22 protein-coding genes and 2 pseudogenes are annotated in these 23,231 nt (G+C 70.8%); 17 read left to right on the top strand and 7 right to left on the bottom strand.

The genetic code is table 11. From position 1 onward, the window contains the following. Positions 1 to 3: 3 nt before the first annotated feature. The 3 genes and pseudogenes from AAFF41_RS32590 to AAFF41_RS32580 form a co-directional block, all read right to left on the bottom strand. Positions 4 to 6,159, bottom strand: a pseudogene (locus AAFF41_RS32590) (amino acid adenylation domain-containing protein); the annotation flags it as partial. Continuing rightward, positions 6,093 to 7,535, bottom strand: coding sequence for a condensation domain-containing protein (locus AAFF41_RS32585; RefSeq protein ID WP_343325068.1), 1,443 nt, complete (start codon positions 7,533 to 7,535; stop codon positions 6,093 to 6,095). The gene AAFF41_RS32585 and the pseudogene AAFF41_RS32590, both read right to left, overlap by 67 nt. A 42-nt stretch (positions 7,536 to 7,577) precedes the next feature. Then, on the bottom strand, positions 7,578 to 7,781 hold the full coding sequence (locus tag AAFF41_RS32580) for an MbtH family protein (RefSeq protein ID WP_054234618.1): 204 nt from the start codon (positions 7,779 to 7,781) through the stop codon (positions 7,578 to 7,580). A 310-nt stretch (positions 7,782 to 8,091) separates the two neighbouring features. Here AAFF41_RS32580 and AAFF41_RS32575 point away from each other — a divergent pair, with 310 nt between their 5' ends. Beyond that, positions 8,092 to 8,541: an enediyne antibiotic chromoprotein gene (locus AAFF41_RS32575; protein ID WP_319746989.1), complete on the top strand. Its 450-nt coding sequence runs from the start codon at positions 8,092 to 8,094 to the stop codon at positions 8,539 to 8,541. Positions 8,542 to 8,874: 333 nt separating this feature from the next. On the opposite strand, the pseudogene AAFF41_RS32570 reads toward AAFF41_RS32575, so the two are convergent. Both AAFF41_RS32570 and AAFF41_RS32565 read right to left on the bottom strand, forming a co-directional pair. After that, positions 8,875 to 9,471: pseudogene (locus AAFF41_RS32570) on the bottom strand (ABC transporter permease); the annotation flags it as partial. Continuing rightward, complete coding sequence (locus AAFF41_RS32565; protein WP_343325067.1) at positions 9,468 to 9,749, bottom strand: hypothetical protein; 282 nt, start codon at positions 9,747 to 9,749, stop codon at positions 9,468 to 9,470. The gene AAFF41_RS32565 and the pseudogene AAFF41_RS32570, both read right to left, overlap by 4 nt. 35 nt (positions 9,750 to 9,784) lie before the next feature. On the opposite strand from AAFF41_RS32565, the gene AAFF41_RS32560 reads away from it, so the two are divergent. Next, positions 9,785 to 10,900 carry a phytoene desaturase family protein gene (locus tag AAFF41_RS32560; RefSeq protein ID WP_343325066.1) on the top strand — a complete coding sequence of 372 codons (1,116 nt, stop codon included), beginning with the start codon at positions 9,785 to 9,787 and terminating at the stop codon, positions 10,898 to 10,900. A 22-nt stretch (positions 10,901 to 10,922) separates the two neighbouring features. On the opposite strand, the gene AAFF41_RS32555 is transcribed toward AAFF41_RS32560, so the two are convergent. Together AAFF41_RS32555 and AAFF41_RS32550 are read right to left on the bottom strand one after the other, a co-directional pair. Further along, positions 10,923 to 11,585, bottom strand: coding sequence for an O-methyltransferase (locus AAFF41_RS32555; protein WP_054234625.1), 663 nt, complete (start codon positions 11,583 to 11,585; stop codon positions 10,923 to 10,925). A 37-nt stretch (positions 11,586 to 11,622) separates the two neighbouring features. Next, the gene (locus AAFF41_RS32550) at positions 11,623 to 12,381 is read right to left on the bottom strand and encodes a phenylalanine 4-monooxygenase (protein ID WP_319746974.1); all 759 of its coding nucleotides are present in this window, start codon (positions 12,379 to 12,381) and stop codon (positions 11,623 to 11,625) included. Between the two features lie 272 nt (positions 12,382 to 12,653). On the opposite strand from AAFF41_RS32550, the gene AAFF41_RS32545 reads away from it, so the two are divergent. The 15 genes from AAFF41_RS32545 (at position 12,654) to AAFF41_RS32475 (ending at position 23,223) form a co-directional block, all read left to right on the top strand. Then, entirely contained in the window at positions 12,654 to 12,911 is a 258-nt protein-coding gene (locus tag AAFF41_RS32545) for an acyl carrier protein (RefSeq protein ID WP_054234627.1), read from the top strand. Between the two features lie 30 nt (positions 12,912 to 12,941). Further along, entirely contained in the window at positions 12,942 to 14,168 is a 1,227-nt protein-coding gene (locus AAFF41_RS32540) for a beta-ketoacyl-[acyl-carrier-protein] synthase family protein (RefSeq protein WP_319746972.1), read from the top strand. Further along, entirely contained in the window at positions 14,165 to 15,307 is a 1,143-nt protein-coding gene (locus AAFF41_RS32535; protein ID WP_319746970.1) for a beta-ketoacyl synthase N-terminal-like domain-containing protein, read from the top strand. Before AAFF41_RS32540 ends, AAFF41_RS32535 begins: the two co-directional genes overlap by 4 nt. Positions 15,308 to 15,315: 8 nt before the next feature. Beyond that, the gene (locus AAFF41_RS32530; RefSeq protein ID WP_343325065.1) at positions 15,316 to 16,302 is read left to right on the top strand and encodes a beta-ketoacyl synthase N-terminal-like domain-containing protein; all 987 of its coding nucleotides are present in this window, start codon (positions 15,316 to 15,318) and stop codon (positions 16,300 to 16,302) included. Continuing rightward, positions 16,299 to 17,186 carry an alpha/beta fold hydrolase gene (locus AAFF41_RS32525; protein WP_343325064.1) on the top strand — a complete coding sequence of 296 codons (888 nt, stop codon included), beginning with the start codon at positions 16,299 to 16,301 and terminating at the stop codon, positions 17,184 to 17,186. The genes AAFF41_RS32530 and AAFF41_RS32525 overlap by 4 nt, the downstream gene beginning before the upstream one ends. Continuing rightward, positions 17,186 to 18,196, top strand: a complete 1,011-nt coding sequence (locus AAFF41_RS32520) for an acyl-CoA thioesterase family protein (RefSeq protein WP_319746964.1) — start codon at positions 17,186 to 17,188, stop codon at positions 18,194 to 18,196. Before AAFF41_RS32525 ends, AAFF41_RS32520 begins: the two co-directional genes overlap by 1 nt. Beyond that, a complete protein-coding gene (locus AAFF41_RS32515) occupies positions 18,193 to 19,236 on the top strand; it encodes a beta-ketoacyl synthase N-terminal-like domain-containing protein (RefSeq protein ID WP_319746962.1) in 1,044 nt (347 codons plus the stop codon). Before AAFF41_RS32520 ends, AAFF41_RS32515 begins: the two co-directional genes overlap by 4 nt. A gap of 84 nt (positions 19,237 to 19,320) precedes the next feature. Then, entirely contained in the window at positions 19,321 to 20,169 is an 849-nt protein-coding gene (fabG, locus tag AAFF41_RS32510; RefSeq protein WP_343325063.1) for a 3-oxoacyl-ACP reductase FabG, read from the top strand. Further along, positions 20,094 to 20,810, top strand: coding sequence for a 2-hydroxychromene-2-carboxylate isomerase (locus tag AAFF41_RS32505; protein WP_097286312.1), 717 nt, complete (start codon positions 20,094 to 20,096; stop codon positions 20,808 to 20,810). The genes fabG and AAFF41_RS32505 overlap by 76 nt, the downstream gene beginning before the upstream one ends. Positions 20,811 to 20,851: 41 nt before the next feature. Next, positions 20,852 to 21,109 (top strand): acyl carrier protein, encoded by a 258-nt coding sequence (locus tag AAFF41_RS32500; RefSeq protein WP_054234636.1) that lies wholly within the window; start codon positions 20,852 to 20,854, stop codon positions 21,107 to 21,109. Continuing rightward, entirely contained in the window at positions 21,106 to 21,441 is a 336-nt protein-coding gene (locus tag AAFF41_RS32495; protein ID WP_319746959.1) for a hypothetical protein, read from the top strand. The genes AAFF41_RS32500 and AAFF41_RS32495 overlap by 4 nt, the downstream gene beginning before the upstream one ends. Before the next feature lie 2 nt (positions 21,442 to 21,443). Further along, entirely contained in the window at positions 21,444 to 21,857 is a 414-nt protein-coding gene (locus AAFF41_RS32490; protein WP_060894791.1) for a DsrE family protein, read from the top strand. Then, positions 21,858 to 22,241, top strand: a complete 384-nt coding sequence (locus AAFF41_RS32485; protein ID WP_343325062.1) for a hypothetical protein — start codon at positions 21,858 to 21,860, stop codon at positions 22,239 to 22,241. Beyond that, positions 22,238 to 22,687: a hypothetical protein gene (locus AAFF41_RS32480; protein ID WP_054234640.1), complete on the top strand. Its 450-nt coding sequence runs from the start codon at positions 22,238 to 22,240 to the stop codon at positions 22,685 to 22,687. Before AAFF41_RS32485 ends, AAFF41_RS32480 begins: the two co-directional genes overlap by 4 nt. Continuing rightward, positions 22,684 to 23,223 (top strand): 3-hydroxyacyl-ACP dehydratase FabZ family protein, encoded by a 540-nt coding sequence (locus AAFF41_RS32475; RefSeq protein ID WP_319746955.1) that lies wholly within the window; start codon positions 22,684 to 22,686, stop codon positions 23,221 to 23,223. The genes AAFF41_RS32480 and AAFF41_RS32475 overlap by 4 nt, the downstream gene beginning before the upstream one ends. The last annotated feature ends 8 nt before the right edge of the window (positions 23,224 to 23,231 follow it).

Raw genomic sequence — 23,231 nt, 5'->3', positions numbered from 1 at the left:
CGGTCAGTCACCCTTCGGACGGGCACGCGGCCGCAGTACCGGCCGCTCGCGCCTGCGCGCCACGGCCAGTCGGCGCGAGAGCTGCTCGACGGTGGGCGCGCCGAACAGGTCGGGGATGGCCAGTTCGACTCCCAGCGTGGCCCGGATACGGGACACCAAACGCGTCGCCAGCAGGGAGTGCCCGCCGAGGTCGAAGAAGTCGTCGTCGATGCCGACCTGCGGAATGCCGAGCAGTTCGGCGAACAGGCGGCACAGCACTTCCTCGCGCTCGTTCCGCGGGCCCCGGCCGGTCCCGGCGCCGGCGAAGTCCGGAGCGGGCAACCCGCGCCGGTCCACCTTCCCGTTCGGTGTGAGCGGCAGCTTCTCCAGCACGACCAGGGCCGTCGGGACCATGTGGTCCGGCAGCGAGTCCTGCGCGTGTGCCTTCACCGCGGCGACCAGGGACGCGGCGGCGGCGGACCGGGACGGGTCGTTGGTCAAGGGCCGCCGTACCGAGCGCGGCGGCTCGGCCGGCCGGTACCCGCTCGTCGGCACCCCCGTCGCGGCCCGGTCCACGAACAGGACGTCGAACAGTCCGCTCTCGCCCGAAGGCAGCACCATCGCCCGGTAGCCGGCCCGGTCGGCCGGCTCGTGGAAGGCCTCGGGGTCGGGGACGGCCGCGTCCCGTTCCGTCAACCTGGTCCGGGCGGCCGCCGGGCTGCCGCCGTCGGCCAGGATCCGGGCCGCCGCGAGCTCGTGGTCCACCCTCAGGTCGGGGACATCGCGGAGCCGCACGGGCGCCGGGTGCGCCGACGCCAGTTCGGCGCTCAGTGCACCCAGCTCGGTCACCTCGGCGCCCCAACCGAACTCGCGGACGGCCTCGGTGTCGATCCGCTCGCACGGCTCCTTGTGGAGGACGACGTCGTACCGGTGCGCGGTCATCTCGTTGTGGAAGCTCGCCCGCTTGCCCCGCAGGTCCACCGCGGCGGGCAGTGTGGTGAAGAAGGCCGGGTCGATCAGCAGTTCCTTCTCCAGGGCCACGGCCTGCCCGACCGCCTCCCGTACCGCCTCGGCATCCGCCGTGTCGTCCGTTCTGCCCAGTTCGACGGCCGTCCGCAGTGCCTTCAGCAGGTGCAGGTTGCGGACGTCGCCCACGAGCACCCTGCCGCCCGGGGCGAGCAGCCCGAGGACGCCTTCCAGGACCTTCTCCAGGTAGGCGGCGTTCGGGAAGTACTGCACGACGGAGTTCAGCACCACGGTGTCGAAGAACCCCGACGGCAGTTCGTCGAGGACGTGGGCGGGCTGGACCCGCAGTGCGACGCGGTCCGCCAGGCTCGGGTCCCGGGCCACTTGCGCGCGGACTCCGTCGACGACCCGGGCCGAGATGTCGGTGCCCCAGTAGGTCGCGCACTGCGGCGCGACCTTCGCCAGGATCAGTCCGGTGCCGATGCCGATCTCGAGCACCCGCTTCGGCCGCAGCTCGAGAATCCGGTCGACGGTCGCATCGCGCCACTCACGCATCTGCTCAACGGGAATCGGCAGTCCGCTGTAGCTGCTGTTCCAGCCGGAGAAGTCCTCGCCGAATGCGGCCGCGCCGGCAGCGGAGTCGGCGTGGAGCGAGTCGGAGGTGAGCCGCCACTCCCCCACCTGCCGCTCGTCCCGGTCCCGGTCGACAGCCGGGTCGCCCCCGCCCGGCACGAGATAGCCGACCAGCCGCTTGTCGCCCGGCTGGTCGTCCCTGGCCACCACGACCGCCTGGTCCACGCCGGGGTGGGCGGTCAGTACCGCCTCGACCTCACCGAGCTCGATCCGGAAGCCACGGACCTTCACCTGGTCGTCGGCGCGGCCGACGAACTCGAGTTGACCGTCGGCGCGCCACCGGACCACATCCCCGGTCCGGTACATCCGCTCGCCGGGGGCGCCGAACGGGCAGGCGACGAACCGGCCGGCCGTCAGTCCGGGACGCCGGAGATAGCCGCGCGCGAGTGCCTCGCCTGCGATGTACAGCTCCCCCGCGACGCTCGGCGGCGTGGGCCTCAGCCGGTCGTCGAGGACGTAGAGCCGGGTGTTGTCCAACGGCCGTCCGATGGGGGGCAGTTCGCCGACGACCAGCCGGTCGCTGATGGTCGCGCACACGGTGGCCTCGGTCGGACCGTAGGCGTTGACCATCCTGCGGCCGGGCGCCCAGCGGGCGACGACGTCGGCCGAGCACGCGTCACCGGCGGCGATCAGCATCATCCCGGCCGGCAGGCCGTCGTCGGCCAGGGCCGCCAGCACCGGTGGCGGCAGGGTCACGTGGGTGATGCCCTGCTCGTACATCAGCGTGCTCAGCGCCGGTCCTGGCATGGTCCTCGCGCTGGGCGCGACGACCAGCGCCGCACCGGCCAGCAACGCCATGCACATGTCGGAGAACGCGCCGTCGAAGCTGGGGGACGCGAACTGCAGCACCCGGCTGTCCGGCACAACCTCCAGCCGCTCGATCTCACAGCCCATCCGGCTGGCGATCCCTGCGTGCGAGACCACGACGCCCTTCGGGACACCGGTGGAGCCGGAGGTGTAGACGACGTAGACGGCGTGACCCGGCCGCAAGGGGGCCACTCGGTCGCCGTCCGTCAGGTCCGCGTCGGACAGTCCGGACACGGCGGACCACATGTCGTCGTCGAGGACGATCCGGTCGAGCCCAGCGGGCAGCGCAACCGCGACGCGTTCGCCGGTCATCACGCATCGCGGCGCGGCGTCGGCGAGCATGAACTCGATGCGCTCCGAAGGGTAGTCGGGATCGATGGGCAGGTAGGCGGCGCCGGCCTTCAGCACCGCCAGCATGGCCGTGATCAGCTCGACCGACCGGGGAAGCGCGAGCGCGACGAACCGGTCCGGCCCCAGACCGCGGTCGACCAGCAGCCGGGCCAGCCGGTTGGCGTTCCCGTTCAGCTCCCGGTAGGTGAGCGAGGTGCCCTCGTAGCGCACCGCGATCGCCTCGGGGGTCGCCGCCACCTGGGCCTCGAAGAGCGCGGGGAAGGTCGACACGGCGATGTCCCGGTCGGTGTCGTTCCACTCGTGAAGCACCAACTGCCGCTCGGCGGAGCCGAGCAGGTCGATCTCACCGAGCCGCGCCTCGGGATTCGCCACCATCGTCTCGAAGACCTGCACCAGTCGAGACAGCATCCGATCCACGGTGGCCGGGTCGAACAGTTCGACCGCGAACTCGACCACACCGGTCAGACCGCTCGGCGCGCCCTGCTCGTCGAAGCTCTCGAAGGCACTGAACGCCAGGTCGAACTTGGCCGTCTCGGTGTAGAGCTGCTCGGCCTCCACCGCCAGCCCGGGGAGCCGGAACTCCACGTCGGCCAGGTTCTGGAACGCCAGCATCACCTGGAACAGCGGGTGGCGCGAAGCCGACCGGCTCGGGTTGAGGATCTCCACCAGGCGCTCGAACGGCAGGTCCTGGTTGGCGTAGGCGCTGAGGTCCGTTTCCCGCACCCGTGCGATGACCTCCCGCATCGACGGGTCGCCGCTGAGGTCGGTGCGCAGCACCAGGGTGTTGACGAAGAACCCGACGAGGTCGTCCAGGTTCTCGTCGGTACGGCCCGCGATGGCCGAACCGATGGGGATGTCCGTGCCCGCGCCCAGCCGGCTCAGCAGCGCGGAAAGTCCCGCCTGCACCACCATGAACAGGCTCGCGTCGCTCTGCCTGGCCAGCTCGGTGAGCCGGGCGTGGAGGCTCGCACCGATCTCGAACGGAATGGTCGAGCCTCGGTAGCTGGAGACCGCCGGCCGCTGCCGGTCCACTGGCAGCGGCAGCTCGTCCGGCAGTCCGGCCAGTGCTGCCGACCAGTAGTGGATCTGACCGTTGATCAGGCTGTCCGAGTCGTCCTCGACGCCGAACAGCCGGTGCTGCCACAGCGTGTAGTCCGCATACTGGACCGGCAGTTCCGCCGCGCCGGATTCGAGCCCGGCGCACCGCGCCTCGTAGGCCACGGCGAGGTCGTCCGCCAGCGGCGCCATCGACCAGCCGTCTCCGGCGATGTGGTGGATCACCAGGGCGAGCACGTGCTCGGTCGGGGAGAGGGCGAAGAGCCGGGCCCGCAGCGGCGGTTCGACGGCGAGGTCGAACTCCCGGCCGCAGAACCCGGCGATCTCGGCGGCCAACCCGTCCGGGGTGACATCGGTGCACAGAAGTTCGGGCCGGACGTCGAGCACGCGCTGGAAGGGCACTCCGTCGAACTCACGGAACACTGTCCGTAGCGCTTCGTGCCGGTCGCTCACGTCGCCGAGCGCGGCGGCCAGCGCCGCCCGGTCGAGTTCACCCGAGAGTCGGAGCACGGCCGGCATGTTGTACGTCGCGCTCCGGCCCTCCATCTGGCTGAGGAACCACAGACGGCGCTGGGCGAAGGAGAGGGGCACCCGTTCGGGCCGCGTCGTACGGGCCACGGGAGGGCGCGGCGATCCGCCGACCTCGTCCAGTCGCCGCGCGAGCTCCGCCACGGTAGGCGCGCCGAAGACGTCACGGACGGTGAGTTCCACACCGAACGCCGGCCTGATCCGGGCGACCAGTCGGGTGGCGAGCAGCGAGTGTCCGCCGAGGTCGAAGAAGTTGTCGTCGATCCGGACCTTCGGCGCGCCGGTGACGTCCGCGAACAGGCCGCAGAGGATCTCCTCGCGCGGACTCCGCGGGGCCCGGCTCGCTCCGGCGCCGGTGAACCTGGCGGCGGGCAGGGCTCGGCGGTCGAGCTTCCCGTTGGGGGTCAGCGGAAGCCGGTCGAGGACGACGACCGCCGCAGGCACCATGTACCGGGGCAGGACCTCACCGGCCGACCGCCGGGCCGACGCCGGGTCGACCGTCCGCCCCTCGTGCGGGACGACATAGGCGATCAGGCGCTTGTCCCCGGGGGCGTCCTCCCGGACGACCACGGCGACCTCTCGCACGGCCTCGTCGCGGGCCAGCACTGCTTCGATCTCGCCGGGTTCGATCCGGAAGCCGCGGATCTTGACCTGGTCGTCGGCGCGGCCGAGGAACTCCAGTTGACCGTCGGCGCGCCGGCGGACGAGGTCGCCGGTCCGGTACATCCGCGCCCCCGGCGCCAGTCCGGCCTCGGACGGGCAGGCGAGGAACCGCTCCGCGGTCAGGGCCGGACGTCCCTGGTAACCGCGCGCCAGGCCCGGGCCCGCCAGGTAGAGCTCGCCGGCGACGCCCACCGGCACCGGTCGCAGCGCGCTGTCCAGGACGAACGCGCGCATGTTGTCGATCGGGCGGCCGATCGGCGGATTGTCCGTGCCGGACAAGGGGTCCGACATCGTCGCGCAGACCGTGGTCTCGGTCGGGCCGTACGCGTTGAGCAGGCGACGGCCCGGCGACCAGGCCGCCACGGTCTCGGCCGGGCATGCCTCTCCTGCGACGTTGAGGGTCAGGTCCGCGGGCAGTTCGCCGGGCCGCATCGTGGCGAGAACCGCCGGTGGGAGGGTGACGTGGGTCAGAGCGTGTTTGACGGCCAGTTCGGTCAGGGCGACGCCCGGGACGAGCTGGTCGGCACCCGCGAGCACCAGTGCGGCGCCCGAGAGGAGCGCCATCGACACCTCGGAGAACGCCGCGTCGAAGCTCGGGGACGCGAACTGAAGTACCCGGCTGTGCTCGTCCACTCCGAGCCGGGCGATCTGTGCGAACGCGAGCGCCGCGACACCGGTGTGGGTGACGACGACGCCCTTGGGCACGCCGGAGGAGCCGGACGTGTAGACGACGTAGGCAGGGTGGTCCGGCCGCAGGGGGGCGAGCCGGTCGGCGTCGGTCAGATCGTCGTCGGCCAGATCGTCGTCGTGGGTGTGCTGCGGTCCGTCGAGCACGATCCTCGGGATGGTGCCGGGCAGTCCCGCCGGGGTCTCCCTACCGGTGATGACGCAGGCGGGCGCGGTGTCGGAGAGCATGAACGCCAGGCGCTCAGCCGGATGTTCCAGATCGAGCGGCAGATACGCGCCGCCCGCCTTGGACACCGCGAGCATGGCGATGACCAGATCGATCGAGCGGGGCAGGCCCAGGGCCACCACCCGCTCGGGGCCGATGCCCGACTCGACCAGCGACCGGGCGAGCCGGTTGGCGCGAGAGTTCAATTGGGCGTAACTCAGAGCGGTGTCCTCGAAGACCGCCCCGACCGCGTCGGGGGTCCTGGCGGCCTGAGCCTCGAACAGCGCGGGCCACGTGGCCGCCGGATGCGTACGGTCCGTGTCGTTCCACTCGTGCAGAACGCGCCTGCGCTCGGCGGCGTCCAGCAGCTCGATCCGGCCGACCTGCGCGGCCGGGTCGTCCGCCATCGCCTCCAACACCCGCAGGAAGCCGCGCTGATGGGTGTGCAGATCCTCCCCCGGTACAACGACGCGTTGGCGTCGAAGTCGATGCGGAGCCCCTGCCCCTCGCCCCGGTCGTAGACCGTGATCGACAGATCCTCGGCCAGTCCGCCCGCCAGGTTGTGGGAGGTCATCGGGTGGCCGCCGAAGCCGTGGTCGTAGCTGAACGGCACGACGTTGACCACCGGTCCGACGAGTGGTTCGTCCTCCAGGGCCAGCCGTTGGTCGCGGCGTATGTCCTCGTAGCGGTAGCGCTGGTGGCGCAGGGCCTCGCGGGTCCGGGACAGCACATGCCGGGCCAGCTCGGCGCAGGTCTGCTCGCCCGTCACGGTCAACCGCAGCGGCAGCAGGTTGGACACCATCCCGGCGGTTCCGGCGGTGGCGGATCCCGCCCGTGCCGTGACGGGCAGGCCGAGCACGAGGTCGCGCGCGCCGGTCAGCCGGTGCAGATAGGCGGCCACGGCCGTGAGCATGACGGTGGGCAGTGCCCGCCCGGTGGACTCGGAGAGCCGGCGCTGTTCGTCCGTGCCGAGCTGTGCCGAGGAACGCACCAGTCCGTCGGCTTCGGCGGACACCCGGTCGGCCAACGTCGCGGGCTCCGCCCGGTCGGCCAACCGGGACCCCCAGTACTCCTGGTCGAGGAGGAAGGCGTCGGACACGCGATAGGCGAGATCCTCGTCGAGGAGGTCGCGCAGCGGGCGGGGGTCAGGCTGGACGGCCGGCGCGCCGGTGACGAGGGCCGAGTACACCTCGGCGACCCGCCGCACCACCATGGCCCCGCTGTAGCCGTCCAGGATGACGTGGTGGAACTGGAAGTACCAGAAGTAGCGGTCCTGGGCCAGCCTGAACAGCAGCACGGTGTGCAGAGGGTCTCGGGTCAGCTCGAGCCGCCGGTCGAGGTCGGCGCGCATCCGTTCCAGCGCCGCGCCCTCGGGGTCCGGCCGGCGGGAGACGTCCACCAGTTCGACGGCGGCGGTCTCGACGGGTCCGACGTACTGCCGGGGCCCGTCGGCCTCTTCGATGAACCGGACGCGCAGCGCCTCGGTCTCGCCGACGACCTGGCGCCAGGCCGCGTCGAACACCACGGGATCCACCGGGCCGCGAATGTCGAAGTACTCCGCGATCCGGTAGCGCCGGCCACCGGGGTCGAGTTGACATCCGAACCAGATTCCGCGCTGCGCAGCGGAGAGCGGCAGCGTGTCACCGCCGACGTTGCTCATTGTGTTCCCCCGGGGTAGTTGTCGGTGGACCGGCGGAACGTGTCAGGAGGCTTCGCTCAAGCTCTTCGGCCGCATGTCCGTCCAGTGCTCCTCGATGTACGCCAGGCAGGCCTCACGGTCTGCCTCGACGAGCTCCGCGGTCCAGCCCGCAGGAATGTCGGCGAATGCCGGCCACAGCGAATACTGGCCCTCATCGTTGACGAGAACCGAATAGACCGCATCCGCATCCTCAAACGGATTCGTCATTGATCTCCCCTTGTCGAATGTGGAGTGCTCACCGCAGGCTCGCCCGCGCGACGCTGTCCCAGCAAGGGGGCGGACGCCATGGGACGGAACGAGACAGCGGGCATACGTCTGCCGGAAAGGGCGGTTCCTTTTTGTTCAGGTCGTGGTTGACGACCCACAGGCCGACTTGTAGCCTCCAAATGGATCGACACCAAATGATTTCGCGCTGCCAGTGAATCCGCGTAGGAAATACCCCGGGAATCACCATCACTCGGCACTCATTGCGCGAATGTCGACCATTCACCCCCCATCCTGAATTGGAGCCAGCACCTTGATTTCCAAGAAGAGGATCGCGCTCATTTCGAAGGCCGGTCTCACCGGCGCCGCGGCCGTCACGGCCATGCTGGCCGTGTCGGTTCCCGCCACGGCCGCGGCCACGGCGGTCGGCGTGACGGTCACCCCCTCGACCGGTCTCTCCGACGGCGCGAGCGTCACCGTGAACGTCACGGGCTTCGGTGCCGCCGAGGCCGTCTCCGCGACCGAGTGCGCCGGCGACCCCGCGGCCGGGACGCTGGTGTGCGACGTCGCCGGAATCAAGCAGCTCACCACCGACGCCACCGGCGCCGGCTCGACGGCGTTCACCGTGAAGAAGACGTTCCAGGGCCAGGACCAGTCCGGGGCCACGGTGGACGTCAACTGCGCCACCATCGCCGGTGGCTGCTTCATCGGTGCGTCCAACGAGGCCCAGAACCACGACACCGCGGCGATCTCCTTCGCCTGAGCAACACCGCCCGAGGGGCGGTCGCTCCGTATGACCGTGCCGCTGCCCGAGGTGTTCCGGACACCTCGGGCAGCGGCACACTTCGTCGATGGCCGACCGAGTGACGTGCACAGTCCCGGTGACGGGCGTCAGCGGCGAGCGGCACGCCGGAAGCGGTCGACCGCCAACGGCAGGAAGACGGCCAGGATCACCGCGATCCAGCCAAGCGAGACCAGCGCGGGATGCTCGGCGGGCACGCCCGCCACGGGCCGGGCCGGCCGGGGCGTTGCCCCACAGATCGCGCAGCGCGAGCGTGACCGTGCTGATCGGGTTCCAGTCGGCCACCGGTCGCAGCCCGGACGGAAGTGTGTCGCCTGCGACGAACACGTTGGACACGAAGGTCAGCGGGAACAGCAGGAGGAAACCGGCGGTCTGGGAGACTTCGGGGCTGCGCACGGTCAGCCCGATCGTGGCCGAGATCCAGCTCATCGCGTAGGCGAACAGCAGGAGCAGGCCCAGTCCGGCGGCCACCTGACCGAGGCCGGTGTGTGTCCGCCATCCGACGAGCAGCCCGCACAACGCCATGGCCAGCACGGTGACCAGATTGCCCAGCAGGTCGCTGGTGGTGCGACCGAGCAGCACCGCCGCCCGGGACATCGGCATGGACCGGAACCGGTCCATCACTCCCGTCTGCAGGTCGGCGGCCAGTCCCGCGCCCGTCATCGACGAGCCGAACGCCACCGTCTGGACGAAGATCCCGGCCATCAGGTACTCGCGGTAGTTCACCCCCGGCACCTTGATGGAGCCACCGAACACGTACGCGAACAGCAGCACGAACATGATGGGTTGGAGCAGTGTCAGAAGCAGTACGTCCGGCGCCCGTCGCGTCCGGATGACGTTGCGGCGCGCGATGATCCATCCATCGGCCAGCCCGTCGGTCAGCGCGGTCATGCCGTACCCCTCCGTCCCGTCCGCCCCGGTCGGGACGGCCCGGTCCCGGCCCCCGTCAGCTGAAGGAAAACGTCGTCCAGCGTGGGACGCCGCAGCCCGATGTCGACCGGCCGCACTCCCGCCGTGTCGAGTGCGCGGACTCCGGCCGTCAGCGCGTCGGTTCCCCCGGACACGGGGACCGCGATCGTGTTCCGTTCCTCGTCGACGACCGGCGCTCCGATCCCGATTCCGCTCAGCGCCCGCGCGACCAACGAGGTCTCCTCGCGGTTCGCCAGCATGACGTGCAGACTCTCTGTCCACGAGGGCCCGGACGGTGCTCGCCGCTCAGTCGCCGAACTACGGCATGGGACCGGACGTCGCGACGGTGACCACGCATGCGATGGTGACCGACCACTATCTCCGAGGCGCCTACGTCCCGGTCGGCGGCGGGCAGATGCTGGCCGCGACGCTGATCGAGGTCCTGGAGGCGCACGGCGGTGAACTGCGTACCCGCAGCCGGGTCGCCTCGATCGACGTCGCCGACCGGGTGGCCACCGGTGTACGACTGACGGACGGGGCCTCGCTCACCGCGCCGTTGGTGATCTCCAACGCCGACTACCGGCGCACGGTGCTGGATCTGGCCGGAGCGGGACACTTCAACCCGCGGATCGGCCGCACCACCCGCGAGGCGACGATGGGCCTGCCTTTCGCGACCGTCTACGTCGCGCTCGACCGGGAGTTGACGCGGCGGGCCGAGGCGAACATCTGGTGGTACGACCGCGAGGACATCGACGAGCTCTACGGAGGGCTGTACGCCGGCGAGCAGCCGGAGGACGTGCGGTTCCTGTTCGTCTCGGTCGCCTCGCTCAAGAATCCCGGCGCGAGGCACCTCTGTCCGCCCGGACACACGAACATCCAGCTGATGACGATGTGCCCGCCCGGTTACCGGCACTGGGGAGTCGAGCAGGGGCCGGCCGAAGGCGGCCGGTACCGTCGCGAACCCGCCTATCTGGCTGAGAAGCAACGGTTCACCGATGCGGTGGTGCGCGCCGGCGAGCGCGTGCTGGGGCCGTTCCGGGACAGCATCACGCATCTGGAACTGGCCTCCCCGCTCGCCCAGGAGCGCTACACGCTCTCCACCGGCGGCACTCCGTTCGGCCTCGCCACCTGGGGTGGAACCGGCGCCCGGCCGGACACCGCCACCGGCGTCCGGGGCCTGTACGTCGTCGGCCAGAGCACCCGCTACGGCAGCGGGGTGACCGGCGTGATGGTCAGCGGGATCGCCTGCGCGGCCCAGATCCTGGGGCGGCCGCTACTGGCCGAAGCCCACGGCGGCACGGTGTTCGGCGATCCCGGCCGGCTGCCCGCGCGCGGCGCCGGCTGGGACCCGCTCGCGGTCTCCCGAGGTGCGGCACGGCGGAACGCGCGCGGACCGGCCAGGGTGGACTGAACCCCGAAGGCAGGGGGTCCGGTCAGCGCTTCACGGCGAGGGTCAGACCATCGGCGAACGGCAGCATGGACAGGTGCACGCGGTCGTCCTCGTAGAGTTTCGTGTTGAAGGCGCGCAGCGCGCGGGTCTCGTCGTCCTGCACCGACTCGTCGATCACCAGGCCCGACCAGAGCACGTTGTCCGCGACCAGGAGGCCGCCGGGCCGCAGCAGGGTCAGTCCGTACTCGTAGTAGGTCTCGTAGCCTTCCTTGTCCGCGTCGAGGAACACGAAGTCGAACGAGCCGGCCGCGCCCTCCTCCTGGACGAGGGCGGCCAGGGTCTCCCGGGCGTCGCCGACCCGGAGGTCCACCTTGTCCGCGACCCCGGCCCGCTCGCAGTGCCCGAGCGCGACCTCGGCCCACTTCGCGCTGATGTCGCAGGCCGTGACGCGGCCGTCCGCCGGCAGGGTCAGGGCCGTGCGCAGCAGGCTGTAGCCGGTGAAGACCCCGACCTCCAGCGTCCGCTTCGCCCCGATCGCGCGCAGCAGCACGGACAGGAACTGCCCCTGCTCGGGCGAGATCTGCATATTGCGCTCGGCGAGCAGCGAGGTCTCCTCGCGCAGCTCACGCAGCGGCGGCGGTTCGGACAGGGACACGTCCGCGACGTAGTTCTGGAGCTTCTCGGTCAGGTTGACCTGAATGCGCATATCTCCGCTCTCCGTGTGAGGTCGCCCGGCACGAGGTTCACAGCCGGGTCAGGAATCGGTTCAGCTCGGTGACCAGGTGGTCGACCGACTCGACGGCGAAGAGCACCGGCATGCAGTGCATGTCGTCGAAGTTCTGGGAGACGATCTCGGCGATGTCGAACGGCCGCAGGTCCACCTGCGACAGCGACTCCATCTCCGCGACCGAAGACAACAGGGCCGCGCCGTAGACCCGCGGCCGGCCTCCTTCGAGCACGACGCCGACCTCCAGGGTGAACCAGAACACCTGGATCAGGGCCCGCAGAACGTCAGGTGAGGAGACCCGCTTGGCGGTCTGCCCGAAGCGCCGGTAGAGGTCCGCGAAGACCGGGTCGCCGAGCATCACTGCGTGGCCGACCAGTTCGTGGAGGACGTCCGGCTCGGGAGAGTGGTAGGGCGATTCGGGTCGCCGCAGGTACTGCGTCGCGTAGAACCCGTCCTCCTCGAAGGCGCCGAGGAACCGCTCGACGGGAACAGTGCCTTCGGCCGGTCGCAAGTGGAATCCGGTCAACGCGGTCAGCACGGGCGAGACCTCGGCCAGTTGTGGCACCCGCTCCCGTTCCAGGACGACGGACTCGCAGGCGCGCCGGTAGTGCGCACACGCCACGCCCTCGTGCAGCGACCGAAGCTTGGCGGTCACCGTCTCCCAGAGAGCGTCCTCCTCGGGCGTGTACGAGATGGTCGGCAACGGCTCGCCGAGCCGCCATTCCCTGGCCTGTCGCTGTCGCCTGGCCTTCTCCTGCTCGTATTCATCATTCATCGCAATTCTCTTTCGCTGATCCGTTCGCAGCGGCGGAGCGGCCTCGGGAGTTTTCACTCGAACCAGGCGCGCTTAATTCTCCGGGCCAGCCGCGGGAGCGCCCCCATAATCGCTTTTCGATATTAGCCCGCGACCCTGCGGCGAGGACACCGTGAACAGCCGTCTCATTCCGTCCCGTAGCGTCCATGATCTTGCGGGACACCGCCCGCGCAGGTGAAATCTGATTACTGAATCGATGCTCTACGCCCATACCGGAGAACGGGGTTCCGACAGTGGTCAACATCGCTGAGAAGAATTTCGAGAAGATTAAAGAAATCGTCTGCGACATCCTTGAGCTCGAAGAGGACGAAGTCACGGACGAGGGCCTGTTCAAGGAGGAGTACGGCGCGGACTCGCTGCGCGCCATCGAGATCCTGGGGTCACTGGAGCGCGAGTTCGGCGTCGTCATCGACCAGGCCGATCTCGAGCGGATGACGAATCTTCGGGGCGTCTACGACGTCGTGGCCGGATCCGCGGGCTGGACGAAGTAGCGACCGGCTCGCACAGGGAAGGTGGAGCTGATGGCGTCATCCGACAGGCGGGTCGTCCTGACCGGCCTCGGCGTGCTGTCGAGCATCGGTACCGGGGTCGACGAGTTCGTCGCCGGCCTACGAGCCGGACGCAGCGGTGCCAAACCGATCACGGCGTTCGACACCGTCGGCTTCGAGCACTCCACCGGCTGCGGGCTCGGTGAGTTCGACACGGAGGAGTGGGTCCGCGATCTTCCCGTCGGCTCGCTGGGACCGGCAAGCCGGTTCTCGGTGTCGGCGGCACGGATGGCCGTCCAGGACGCCGGGCTGGATCTCGATGTGCTGCGCGGGCAGCCCGGCCTGATCTCCATCGGCACCACCGACGGCGAGTCGCGCGACCTCGACGAACTGGTCGAGACCGAACTGGCGGACGGCTCCGCGGCCATGGACCCGCGGGTCGCGGCCCGGCTGCGGGCCGGCCGGCTCTCCTCGGCCGTCGCCTTGGAGCTCGGACTGTCCGACGTCGAGGCAGTGACCATCCCGACGGCCTGCGCCGCCGGGAACTACGCCATCGGCTACGGCTACGACGCGGTCCGCTCCGGCGACGTCGACTTCGCACTCTGCGGCGGCGCGGACGCCATGTGCCGGAAGACCTTCGCCGGGTTCTACCGGCTGGGCACCATCGCCCCCGACTGCTGCCGTCCCTTCGACATCGAGCGCAAGGGCATCCTCACCGGCGAAGGCGCCGGCGTGCTGGTGCTGGAGAGCCTGGACTCGGCGCTCGCCCGTGGAGCCCGGATCTACGCGGAGGTGCTCGGCTACGGCCTCAACTGCGACGCCTATCACCAGGTCGCGCCGGATCGGTCCAGCGTGGCCCGGGTGATGGCGCTCGCCCTGGAGAACGCGAAGGTGAAGCCGCACGAGGTCGACCTCATCTCGGCGCACGGTACCGGCACCAAGGCCAACGACGTCACGGAGTCCCAGGCGATCCGGGAGATCTACGGCGACCGTCCGCCGCGCGCGGTGTCGGTCAAGTCGATGCTGGGGCACACCATGGGCGCCGCGAGCGCGCTGGCCGCGATCGCCTGCGCGCTGGCGATCACCCACCGGTTCATCCCCCCGACCATCAACCACAACCGCACCGACCCGGAGTGCCGTATCGATTGTGTGCCCAACCACGCCGTCGAGGCCGATCTGCGGATCGTGCAGAACAACGGACTCGGCTTCGGGGGCAACAACGCGGTCGCGGTCCTGGGCCGGTACGAGGAGTCCGTGTGAGCGAGCATCCAGGCTGGCCGATCGCCGGCGCCGGCGCGGTGGCCGCCATCGGCCGGTCCCCCGCCGAGATCTTCGACGCCCTGTGCGCGGGCACGTCCGGGCTGCACCCCATGCGCGGCTTCGACCGGTCGCACTACACCGGCGACCGCCTGTTCGAGATCGACGACCGCGTGGGCTCCGGGGACGTCCCGGGCCGGGCTTCCGCCTTCCTCCTCGACGCGATCGGACAGGCACTCGCAGACGCCGGGATGGGCGAACAGCTGGGAGACACCCCCGTCCTGGTCGGCACGGGGCTGCGTGAACTGCGCTCGGTCGAGCTGTGGGCACGCGAGGGCATCCCGTGGTCCGCCGACCGGCTGCACTTCGGCCACGCGCTACGGGAACGCTTCGGCGCGACGATGACGTACACCTTCTCAAATGCCTGTTCAGCCTCGCTCTACGCGCTCTCGATGGCCTGCGACCTGCTGGCCGGCGGTGCCGAGACCGTGGTCGTGGCGGGCGTCGATGTCGTCACCGAGAGCATGGTCGGGGTCGCCGACCGCCTGCAGTCGGTGGCGCCGGACACCGTGCGACCGTTCGACCGCAACCGGCGGGGCACGATCCTCGGCGAAGGGGCCTCGGCCGTGGTGCTGCGCCGCACCCGCGAGCCGGGTCGCCCGTGCCTCGGCCGGGTGCGCGGCGTCGCCGTCAACTGCGACGCCCACCATGCCACCGCGCCGCACGCCGGGAACATCGCCGCCGCCGTCCACGACGCGCACCGGCGGGCCGGCACCGGACCGAAGGACGTCGATCTGGTGATGCTCCACGGCACCGGAACCCACGCCAACGACGTCGCCGAGGCACAGGCCATGCGTGCGGTGTTCGGAACCACCCCGGAAACGACACTGATGACGGCGATGAAATCGATGACCGGTCACACCTCCGGCGCCTCCGGTCTGCACAGCCTGATCATCGCGCTCAGAGCCATGGCGGACGGGCTCGTTCCCCCGACCCTGGGCCTCGACGAACCGATCGACGAGGTCGCGGACTTCAGGATCGTGCGGGGCGCGCCCGCACCGGCGGACCTGGCGCTGGCGCAGGTCAACGCCTTCGGTTTCGGCGGGATCAACGCCGTCGCGCTCGTGGCCGGTGGCCGATGAACGCGGTCGTGACCGGAATCGGCCTGGCGATGCCCGGTGTCCTCATACCCTCCGACCTGACGACCGGGACCGCCGTCGGCGCGGCGCCGGTCGACCCGGCGGCCCGGATCGGCAAGAAGGGACTGCGCCATCAGGACCGCGCGACCCAACTCGCGCTCTGCGCCGCCCGGGACGCGCTGAACTCCGCCGGGCTGATGCGCGGCGACGCCCGGATGAACACCCAGCGCGGCGGCGCGCCGGTCGTCGACGCCGAACTGCTGGTGCCCGCCGAGTCGGTCGCAGTCGTCGTCAGCTCGAACTTCGGCAACCTCGACTCGGTGTGCGAGGTCGTCGCCGCCATCTCGGCGGACCACGGCACCCGGCTCATCAGCCCGGTCCTCGCACCGCGGCTGTCGAGCAACGTCACCGCTTCCGAGCTCGCGATCCGGTTCGGGCTGCGCGGCCCGAACGTGATGGTGTGCAATGGAGCGACCTCCGGTCTCGACGCCGTGCACTGGGCGACGATCTGGCTGTCGAGCGGCCGCGCCCGGCATGTCCTGGTGGTCGGCGTCGAGCCGGCCAACGACGTCGTCCGGCAACTCGTCGGACAGGACCAGCCGTTGGACGGCGCCGCCGCTCTGCTGCTGGAGACCACGAAAGCCGCGGCCGGGCGCAACGCCCCCGCCCTCGCCGGAGTGGACGGCTATCTCCGCACCGGCGGGCTGGCCGACTGCGTGTCCGCGCTCGCAGGCTCCGCGCGCGCGTGGTTCGCGCCGCGGAACGCACCGGCCTCGACCCTCGCCGGTGTGCTCCGGCACGATCTCGAAGACCGCTGGGGCCCGGCCTCGGGCGCGCTGGGGGTCCTTCAATGCGCCGCCGCCGTCGGCCACTTCGCCGTCGGCGGGGACGGTCCGGTGTACGCGGTGTCCGGCACAGATGCCGACGACGCCGTCGCGGGGCTCGTCCTCACAGCACCGGTTCACACCGCTGCCGGGGACACGGTGAGCCGCCCATGATGCCTACGCACCCGCCCCACCGGGCCGAGCGAGTGGCCCCGGTCCTGCTCCAGCAACGCACGACCGCCGATGCCGGCGAGGCAGGGCCTCGGGTGCTGCTGCTGCACGGCATGGCGGACAGCAGCGCCGTCTGGGACAGGCTGTGCGCGCTCGCGCCGCACCACGACGTCCTGCGGCGAGCCCGGCTTCACTCGGCCGCACTGCCCTGGCGCGGCACCGGACCCTCCGACTGGGCGCACCGTCCCGAGCCCACCACGTGGATCTCCGACACACTGGACCAGATGGCCGCCACAGCCGGCCCGGCCGATGTCGTGGTGGCGCACTCGTTCTCCGCCATGCTGCTGCTCGACCTCCTCTGCGGACCGTCAGCACCCGCCGAACACCGCATCGGGGGAATCGTGCTGGTGTCCCCCTTCTTCCGGCCCCGGCCCGAGGACTTCGACTGGGACACCCTGAAGGGACTGCCCGAGCAGTTCGTCCGCACCATGGAGGAGGGCATTCGCGTCGCGGCCGGGTCGCGGGCGAAGCCCGAACTGCACCGCGCCATGGCGGAACGGCTGTGCGAGACGATCGGCCCCTACGGCTGGTCGCGGTTCCTCGAGACGTACCTCCGTACACCGTGGCTGCGCACGGCGGAGCTGCGGACCACCACGCTGGTCGTGTCCGGCGCCGAGGACCGCATCGCTGTGCCCGCGGAAGCCGAGACCCTGGTCGCGCGGACGCCCTCGGCGGCCCTGCACACGATCGAGGGGACCGGGCACTTCCCGATGTCCGAGCGGCCCGCCCGGTTCGCGGCCGTGCTCGACGGGTTCCTGCGCCGGATCACCGCCCACCCCGAAACGGCCCGGATGCGGCCCCTTTCAACGCTAGTGGAGCGCACCTGATGACTGACACCGAGACCGCGGTCAAGAACGTCCTGACGGAGACCACCACCGTTGCGCTCACGCCCGGGTACGAGGGCGCGAACATCGGAACGTACATCGGTTTCAAGCACGTCAACTACCTTGTCGAGAAGGCGGTGATCGAGCACTTCCGGCGCTCCGGGCTGCCGGTCGGAGAGCTCTATGAGCGCTATGGGCTCGGCTTCGACCTCGTCGACCTGGAGGCCCGGCTGCGCGGCGGGCTGTTCGTCGACGACGAGGCCTCGCTCCAGGTGCAGCCGATGACCGAGCACCACGACACCGTGTTCCGGTTCAAGATCGCGATCACCGTGCTGCGCGACGGGGAGCCGAAGAAGGTCGTCACCGCCTCGGTGTCGGCCGTCCTGCGCCGGGACGAGGACGACCGGCGGCTGCCGGGCCGAGTGCCCTCCCCCGCCGTGCTCGACCGCTTCACCGTTGCCGTCATCGGCACCCCGGAGCCCGGCGAAGAGGTTCCCGCCGCCGGTACGGACCAGCTGGTGTCCGGCGGCTCCACCGACCGGGACCCGGTGCTCGAACACCTCCTGGCCGGCCGCAACGGCTACGGCTGGAAGTTCAGGATCCCCTACCCGTACGTGCACTTCTTCAGCCGGATGCACATGTCGTCCTACCTCCGCCAGATGGAGGAGGCCAAGCACCGCTTCGTCGACGCCCGCGGCATCTCCATCGGAGCGCAGCTCGCCGAACGCAACTGGATCCCCGCGGTGACCCACTCGCGGATCGAGATCCTCGGCGAGGCCCTGCTCGAAGAGGATCTCTACACCGTCTACACGGTCGAGGACATCTTCAAGAACCTGCTCTACACCGCGCGGATGGACTGCTACGTGGTGCGTGACGGCCGACCGGTGCAGGTGGCCACCGGTGTCATCACGCACGGCTACGGTGTCGTGGAGAACGGCAACCAGGCGAGGGTCGTCGCCTGGGACGAGCGGATCGACAGCGCCCTGCGGAACCTGCCCGGCGAGGGCGCATGACCGCGCCGGTCATCTCCGCCTGGTCGGCGATCTCGCCGTACGGCGTCGGCCGAGAGGCGTTCGTGAACGGAGTCGCGGCGGGGACGCCCGCGGTGACCCGCCTCAGCCCCGACCCGTGGCCGGTCCCGCAGCGCCGGGCCGCCCGGGTGCCCGGCTTCGTCACCGAGGAAGTGCTCGGGCGCAAGGGCACCCGGTCGATGGACCGGGTCTCGGCGCTGGCCGTCGCAGCGGTCGGCGAGCTGCTCGACTCGGCCGGTCGCCATCGCACGGTCGCCACCGGCGAGCACGCGGCGCTCGTGCTCGGCACCACCGCCGGCAGCGCCAGGAGCATGATGGAGATCACCCGGGACACACTCACCCGGGCACGGCCGTACCACATCGACACGGCGCGGATCCCCAACGCGATCATGAACAGCTCGGCCGCGCAGTGCGCCATCCGGCACGACCTCAAGGGCCCCAACACGACCGTCGCGGGCGGCCGGGCGGCCGGACTGTTCGCCCTGCGCTACGCCCTCCGGCTGCTCTCCTCGGGCCGCGCCCGCTCGGTGCTCTGCGGCGGTGCGGAGGAACTCACGCCCGAACGGGCTTGGCTGGAGTACCACTCCGGCGACCCCGCACGGCCGGCCGTGCTCGGCGAGGGCTGCTCACTGCTGCTGCTCGAACCCGAGGCACCCGCCGACGCGCCGGTGCTCGCCGAGGTCCTCGGGGTCACGCTGGGGGTGTTCCGGGACGGCGATCTGGCTGCCTCACTGACGCGCTGCCTGTCCCGCTCGCTGGCACAGGCCGGGGCAACGGCAGCGGATCTGTGGGCCGTCTCCCCCTCGGCCGGGCAGGCCCCGGTCCCCTTCGACGGGGCCGACCCGCTGACACTGCCCGGTGAGGACGTCTGGGGGGACGCCGGTGCCGCGGCCGCCCCGTTCCAGATCGCTTCGGTGCTGGCAGCGGCCGAACGAGACCCCGCCGCCCGGGGCCGGATCGCGGCGGTGCTGTCGGCCGACCGCGACAACGTGCTCGGCTGCGCGCTGTTCCGGCTGCGATGAGGGGCAGGACAGCGATGCCGTCCGCCGTACCCCGCTGCCCCACGCCGACTCTTGACGAACTTGCGAAGGAATATGGGAGCGCGCATGTCTGAGACACCGTCACCGGTCGCGCTGGTGAGCGGCGGGTCCCGCGGCATCGGCCGTGCGATCGTGCACCGCCTGGCGCACGACGGCTACGACGTCGCGTTCTGCTACCGCAGCAGCGAGGATTCGGCCCGGGAGCTGGAGAAGGAGGTCGCCCGGCTGGGAAGGCGGGCGGTCCCCACCCGCGTCGACGTCGCGGACGCCGACGGCGTGCGGGCGTGGGTCCGCGGCACCGAGGACGAACTCGGCCCCATCGACGCCGTCGTGACCTCCGCAGGCGTGACCAAGGACGGCGCGCTGGCCCTGATGCCGGACGAGAACTGGCACAGCGTCCTCGACGTCAACCTCGATGGCATGTACAACGTCTGCCGTTCCGCGATCTTCGAGATGATGAAGAGCAAGTCCGGGGTGATCGTCAATCTGTCCTCGGTCGCCGGTGTGCACGGACACGCCCGGCAGACCAACTACGCGGCGGCCAAGGCGGGGATCATCGGCTTCACCCGTTCGCTGGCCAAGGAGGTCGGCCCCTACGGGATCCGCGCGAACGTCGTGGCCCCCGGGTACATCGACACCGACATGACCGCCGTCCTCAGTCCGAAGGTCACCGAGGACGCCGTCGGGCGGACGGCACTGCGGCGGATGGGTCGGGCCGGGGAGGTGGCCGACCTGGTGTCGTTCCTCGTCTCCCCCGCGCGGCCTACATCACCGGGACGGTGCTGGAGATCGACGGCGGCATCTCGCTCTGAACCCCACCGGAAAGGAGGCCACCCGACATGGCCAGGAAACCACCCCGCTGGTACTTCTCCCTGCGCAGCCCCTACTCGTGGTTCGCCTACCACGACCTGCTGAGCCGCTACCCCGACGTGGCGGACACGATCGAGTGGATCCCGTTCTGGGAACCGGACGAGCAGACCCAGGAGCTGCTGGACGCGGACGGCGTCCGGCTGTCGATCGTGGAGATGTCGCGGGCGAAGAACTTCTACATCCTCCAGGACACGCGCCGGCTGGCCGAGGCCCGCGGACTCGCCGTCACCTGGCCGGTGGACCGGGACCCCAACTGGGAAGTCGCCCACCTCGGCTATCTGGTGGCGGAGGAGGCCGGGCTGGGCCGGGAGTACGTGGCGCTCGCCTACCGTGCCCGCTGGCAGCAGAGCCGGGACATCACCGACCGTGCCACCATCGCCGAACTCGCGGTCGAACTCGGCCTGGACCCGGGCCCGGTGGCCGACGCCTCGGATGATCCGGCCGTACGGCGCCGGGGCGCGGACACCCTGATCCGCTCGCACAAGGACGGTCTGTTCGGCGTCCCGTTCTTCATCCACGGCCACGACAAGTACTTCGGCGTGGATCGGCTGCGCGCCTACGTCGCGAAGGCCCGGGGCCAGGAGCCGGGCGAGGAGGTCGAACTCGGCTGGCTGGACGAGGCCGGTCCGCTGCCCGAAACGATCCGCGCCGGCGGGGACGCCGGCCACGCGGGCGGCTGCGGCTGACCTTTCGGTCGGCCCGGAGACGAACAACGGAGGGGAATCCCATGAGTGTCGAGGCCACCTTCGACGTGGACGAGCTGCGCGAGATGATCGCCGATGTGCTGGAGGTCGACGGGGAGTCGATCACACAGGAGATCGATTTCATCCGCGACCTCGGCGTCGACTCACTCCTGGCCATGGAGCTGGCGGTCACGCTGGAACGCCACTATCGAGTCAAGATCGAATCGCATGAGATAGCGGACGTGCGGACGTTGCCGGACATCTGCGCGCTGCTGAACCGGAAACTGCGGAAGGCGACGTGAGCCAGGACCCTGCGGCCACGTCGTACCTGCTCGTCGAAACCCGCTTCGACGGCACCGCGGAACGCTTTCTGGCCGACGCCGCCACGCTGGTACACACCGGCGGTCGGGTGCGCCTGTTTCTCGCGGCCGACGCCGTCGCACTCGGCATCCGGGGGGCGAGCGCGGAGCTGCGCGAGTTCCTCGACGCCGGTGGGCGGGTCTGGATCGACGAGTTCACTCTCGACCACCGGACCCTGCGCGCCGCACCGCTCGAGGCGGGCGTGACGTCCGCCGGTACGGCCGACGTGGCCCGGCTGCTCCTGGAGTCCGGCACCCGGGTGGTGTGGCACTGACCATGAGTCCGATCGTCGAACGCCGCACCTGGGACGTGCTCGTCATCCTCACCGCGCCGCCCCACACCACCGACACCCTGACCACCGTGCTCCGACTGGCACAGGCCGTACTGGACCAGGAGCACACCATCCGGGTCTGGGCGTGCGGGTACAACACGATGCTGACGCAGAGTTCGCTGGGCGATGTCAAGCCGGCCGACCTGCGGGACCCCACGAAGTCGGCGCCGACGGCCGCCGCACTGATCCGGGGCCTGCTCACCGCGTACAAGGGCCGTTTCAGCTGGATCGTCTGCACGGCGTGCAGCGCGGAACGGGGAGCCCGGGACCACATCGCCGCGGTCCGGCTGCGCTCCGACGCCCGGCTGGCGGCCACGATCGCCGCGGCCCACCGGACCGTCTACATCGGAGGTGCGTAGATGGCCTATCTGGTCATCGTCGACCGCGGTTACCGCGGAAGCGCGGAAGCGCAGTTCTTCGACGCGCTCTACGGAGTCCAGATGCTCGGCGACCAACTCGGTGGCATGGATATCATCCTGCGCGGGACGACGGTCACCGCCGCGTTGGCCGATGCCGGCCCCCTGCCCGAACTCCGTGTGGGTCCGACGGTGTTGGACTCCCTGCCGGACCCGCGACGGTCCGTGCGCGCGCTGGTGGACAAGGGGGCGGCCGTCTTCGTCGACCAGCCGGGGCTGGCGGCCTTCGGCCTGGCCGACGCCGCCCTGCTGCCCGGGATCACGCGGCTGGACACCGCCCACCTCGCGCATCGCTGGGGGGACTACGACGGGGTGTGGTTCCTGTGAGAGGGGAACGGACCTACGCCCGGCCGCTCGATGCCACCGACCGGATCACCGCGCGGGCCGACGCGGACGCGCTCCTGATCGAGGCGGCCAAGACCGTCCGGGCGACCGATCCCTATCTCGCCGGTCACTTTCCGGGGATCACGCTCTACCCGGCGATCTTCCTCCTCGACGGCATCCGGCAGGCGGTCGGCGCCGAACTGCACCGCTCCCCCGTGCTCGCCGCCCATCTCGGCCGGGGCGGCCCGCACGGCGACTGGCTCGAACTGGGGACGCTCGGGTCGGCGCGGGTGCTCAGGCCCATGCTCGAGGGGGACGAACTCCTCCTGCGCATCAAGGTCACGGCGGGGCCGCCGGGGGCCCTGCGGGCCGTGCTCGACTGCCGGCGTGCCGACGACACACAGGTCGCGAAGATGACCACCGAGCTCGTTCGGGGAGGGATCGCGTGAGGTCCGGATACGGGCAGATCCTCGCGTCCCTCCCGGTGCGTCATCCGATGGTGCTGGTGGATCGGATCACGGAGTTCAACGCGGACCGCAGCATCGAAACCGCGAAGGCGGTCGCGGGCAGCGAACCGTGCTACCAGGCCATGGCCGACGATCTCCCGCCCGAGCGGTACGCCTATCCCCGGTCGATGATCCTCGAGTCGTTCGGACAGTCCGCGGCACTGCTCTGGCTCGGCAGCCACGGTGGCCCGGACGCCGCCGGGGGCGGCCTGCCGATGGTCGGCCGGCTCCGGAACTGCCGGTTCACCGGCTCCGCTTTCCCTGGCGACGTGATCCGGCACCGTGTACGCATCGACCGGCTGGTGGACGACAACGCGTTCATGTCCGGCGAGAGCCTCGTCGGCGACCGTGTCGTCCTCACCGTCGGATCGCTGATCGCCGTGGCACGCCCGTTGTCCGTCGTGGCCGGGGGTGGGGCAGCGGTATCCACCACCGCTGCCCCACCCGCCCCACGTCGCCCGGGAAACCCACGGAAGTAAGGAGGTGG

It is taken from the genome of Streptomyces mirabilis (genome assembly GCF_039503195.1).
GTDB lineage: Bacteria > Actinomycetota > Actinomycetes > Streptomycetales > Streptomycetaceae > Streptomyces > Streptomyces mirabilis_D.
This window is presented reverse-complemented; position numbering and strand designations above follow the sequence as displayed.

Coding starts and splice junctions, on each gene's coding strand:
- AAFF41_RS32585 (WP_343325068.1), bottom strand. CDS start 7,535: ATGAGCAACGTCGGCGGTGACACGCTGCCGCTCTCCGCTGCGCAGCGC.
- AAFF41_RS32525 (WP_343325064.1), top strand. CDS start 16,299: ATGATGCCTACGCACCCGCCCCACCGGGCCGAGCGAGTGGCCCCGGTC.
- AAFF41_RS32555 (WP_054234625.1), bottom strand. CDS start 11,585: ATGCGCATTCAGGTCAACCTGACCGAGAAGCTCCAGAACTACGTCGCG.
- AAFF41_RS32540 (WP_319746972.1), top strand. CDS start 12,942: ATGGCGTCATCCGACAGGCGGGTCGTCCTGACCGGCCTCGGCGTGCTG.
- fabG (WP_343325063.1), top strand. CDS start 19,321: ATGTCTGAGACACCGTCACCGGTCGCGCTGGTGAGCGGCGGGTCCCGC.
- AAFF41_RS32580 (WP_054234618.1), bottom strand. CDS start 7,781: ATGACGAATCCGTTTGAGGATGCGGATGCGGTCTATTCGGTTCTCGTC.
- AAFF41_RS32515 (WP_319746962.1), top strand. CDS start 18,193: ATGACCGCGCCGGTCATCTCCGCCTGGTCGGCGATCTCGCCGTACGGC.
- AAFF41_RS32485 (WP_343325062.1), top strand. CDS start 21,858: ATGGCCTATCTGGTCATCGTCGACCGCGGTTACCGCGGAAGCGCGGAA.
- AAFF41_RS32520 (WP_319746964.1), top strand. CDS start 17,186: ATGACTGACACCGAGACCGCGGTCAAGAACGTCCTGACGGAGACCACC.
- AAFF41_RS32490 (WP_060894791.1), top strand. CDS start 21,444: ATGAGTCCGATCGTCGAACGCCGCACCTGGGACGTGCTCGTCATCCTC.
- AAFF41_RS32500 (WP_054234636.1), top strand. CDS start 20,852: ATGAGTGTCGAGGCCACCTTCGACGTGGACGAGCTGCGCGAGATGATC.
- AAFF41_RS32550 (WP_319746974.1), bottom strand. CDS start 12,381: ATGAATGATGAATACGAGCAGGAGAAGGCCAGGCGACAGCGACAGGCC.
- AAFF41_RS32505 (WP_097286312.1), top strand. CDS start 20,094: ATGGCCAGGAAACCACCCCGCTGGTACTTCTCCCTGCGCAGCCCCTAC.
- AAFF41_RS32565 (WP_343325067.1), bottom strand. CDS start 9,749: ATGCTGGCGAACCGCGAGGAGACCTCGTTGGTCGCGCGGGCGCTGAGC.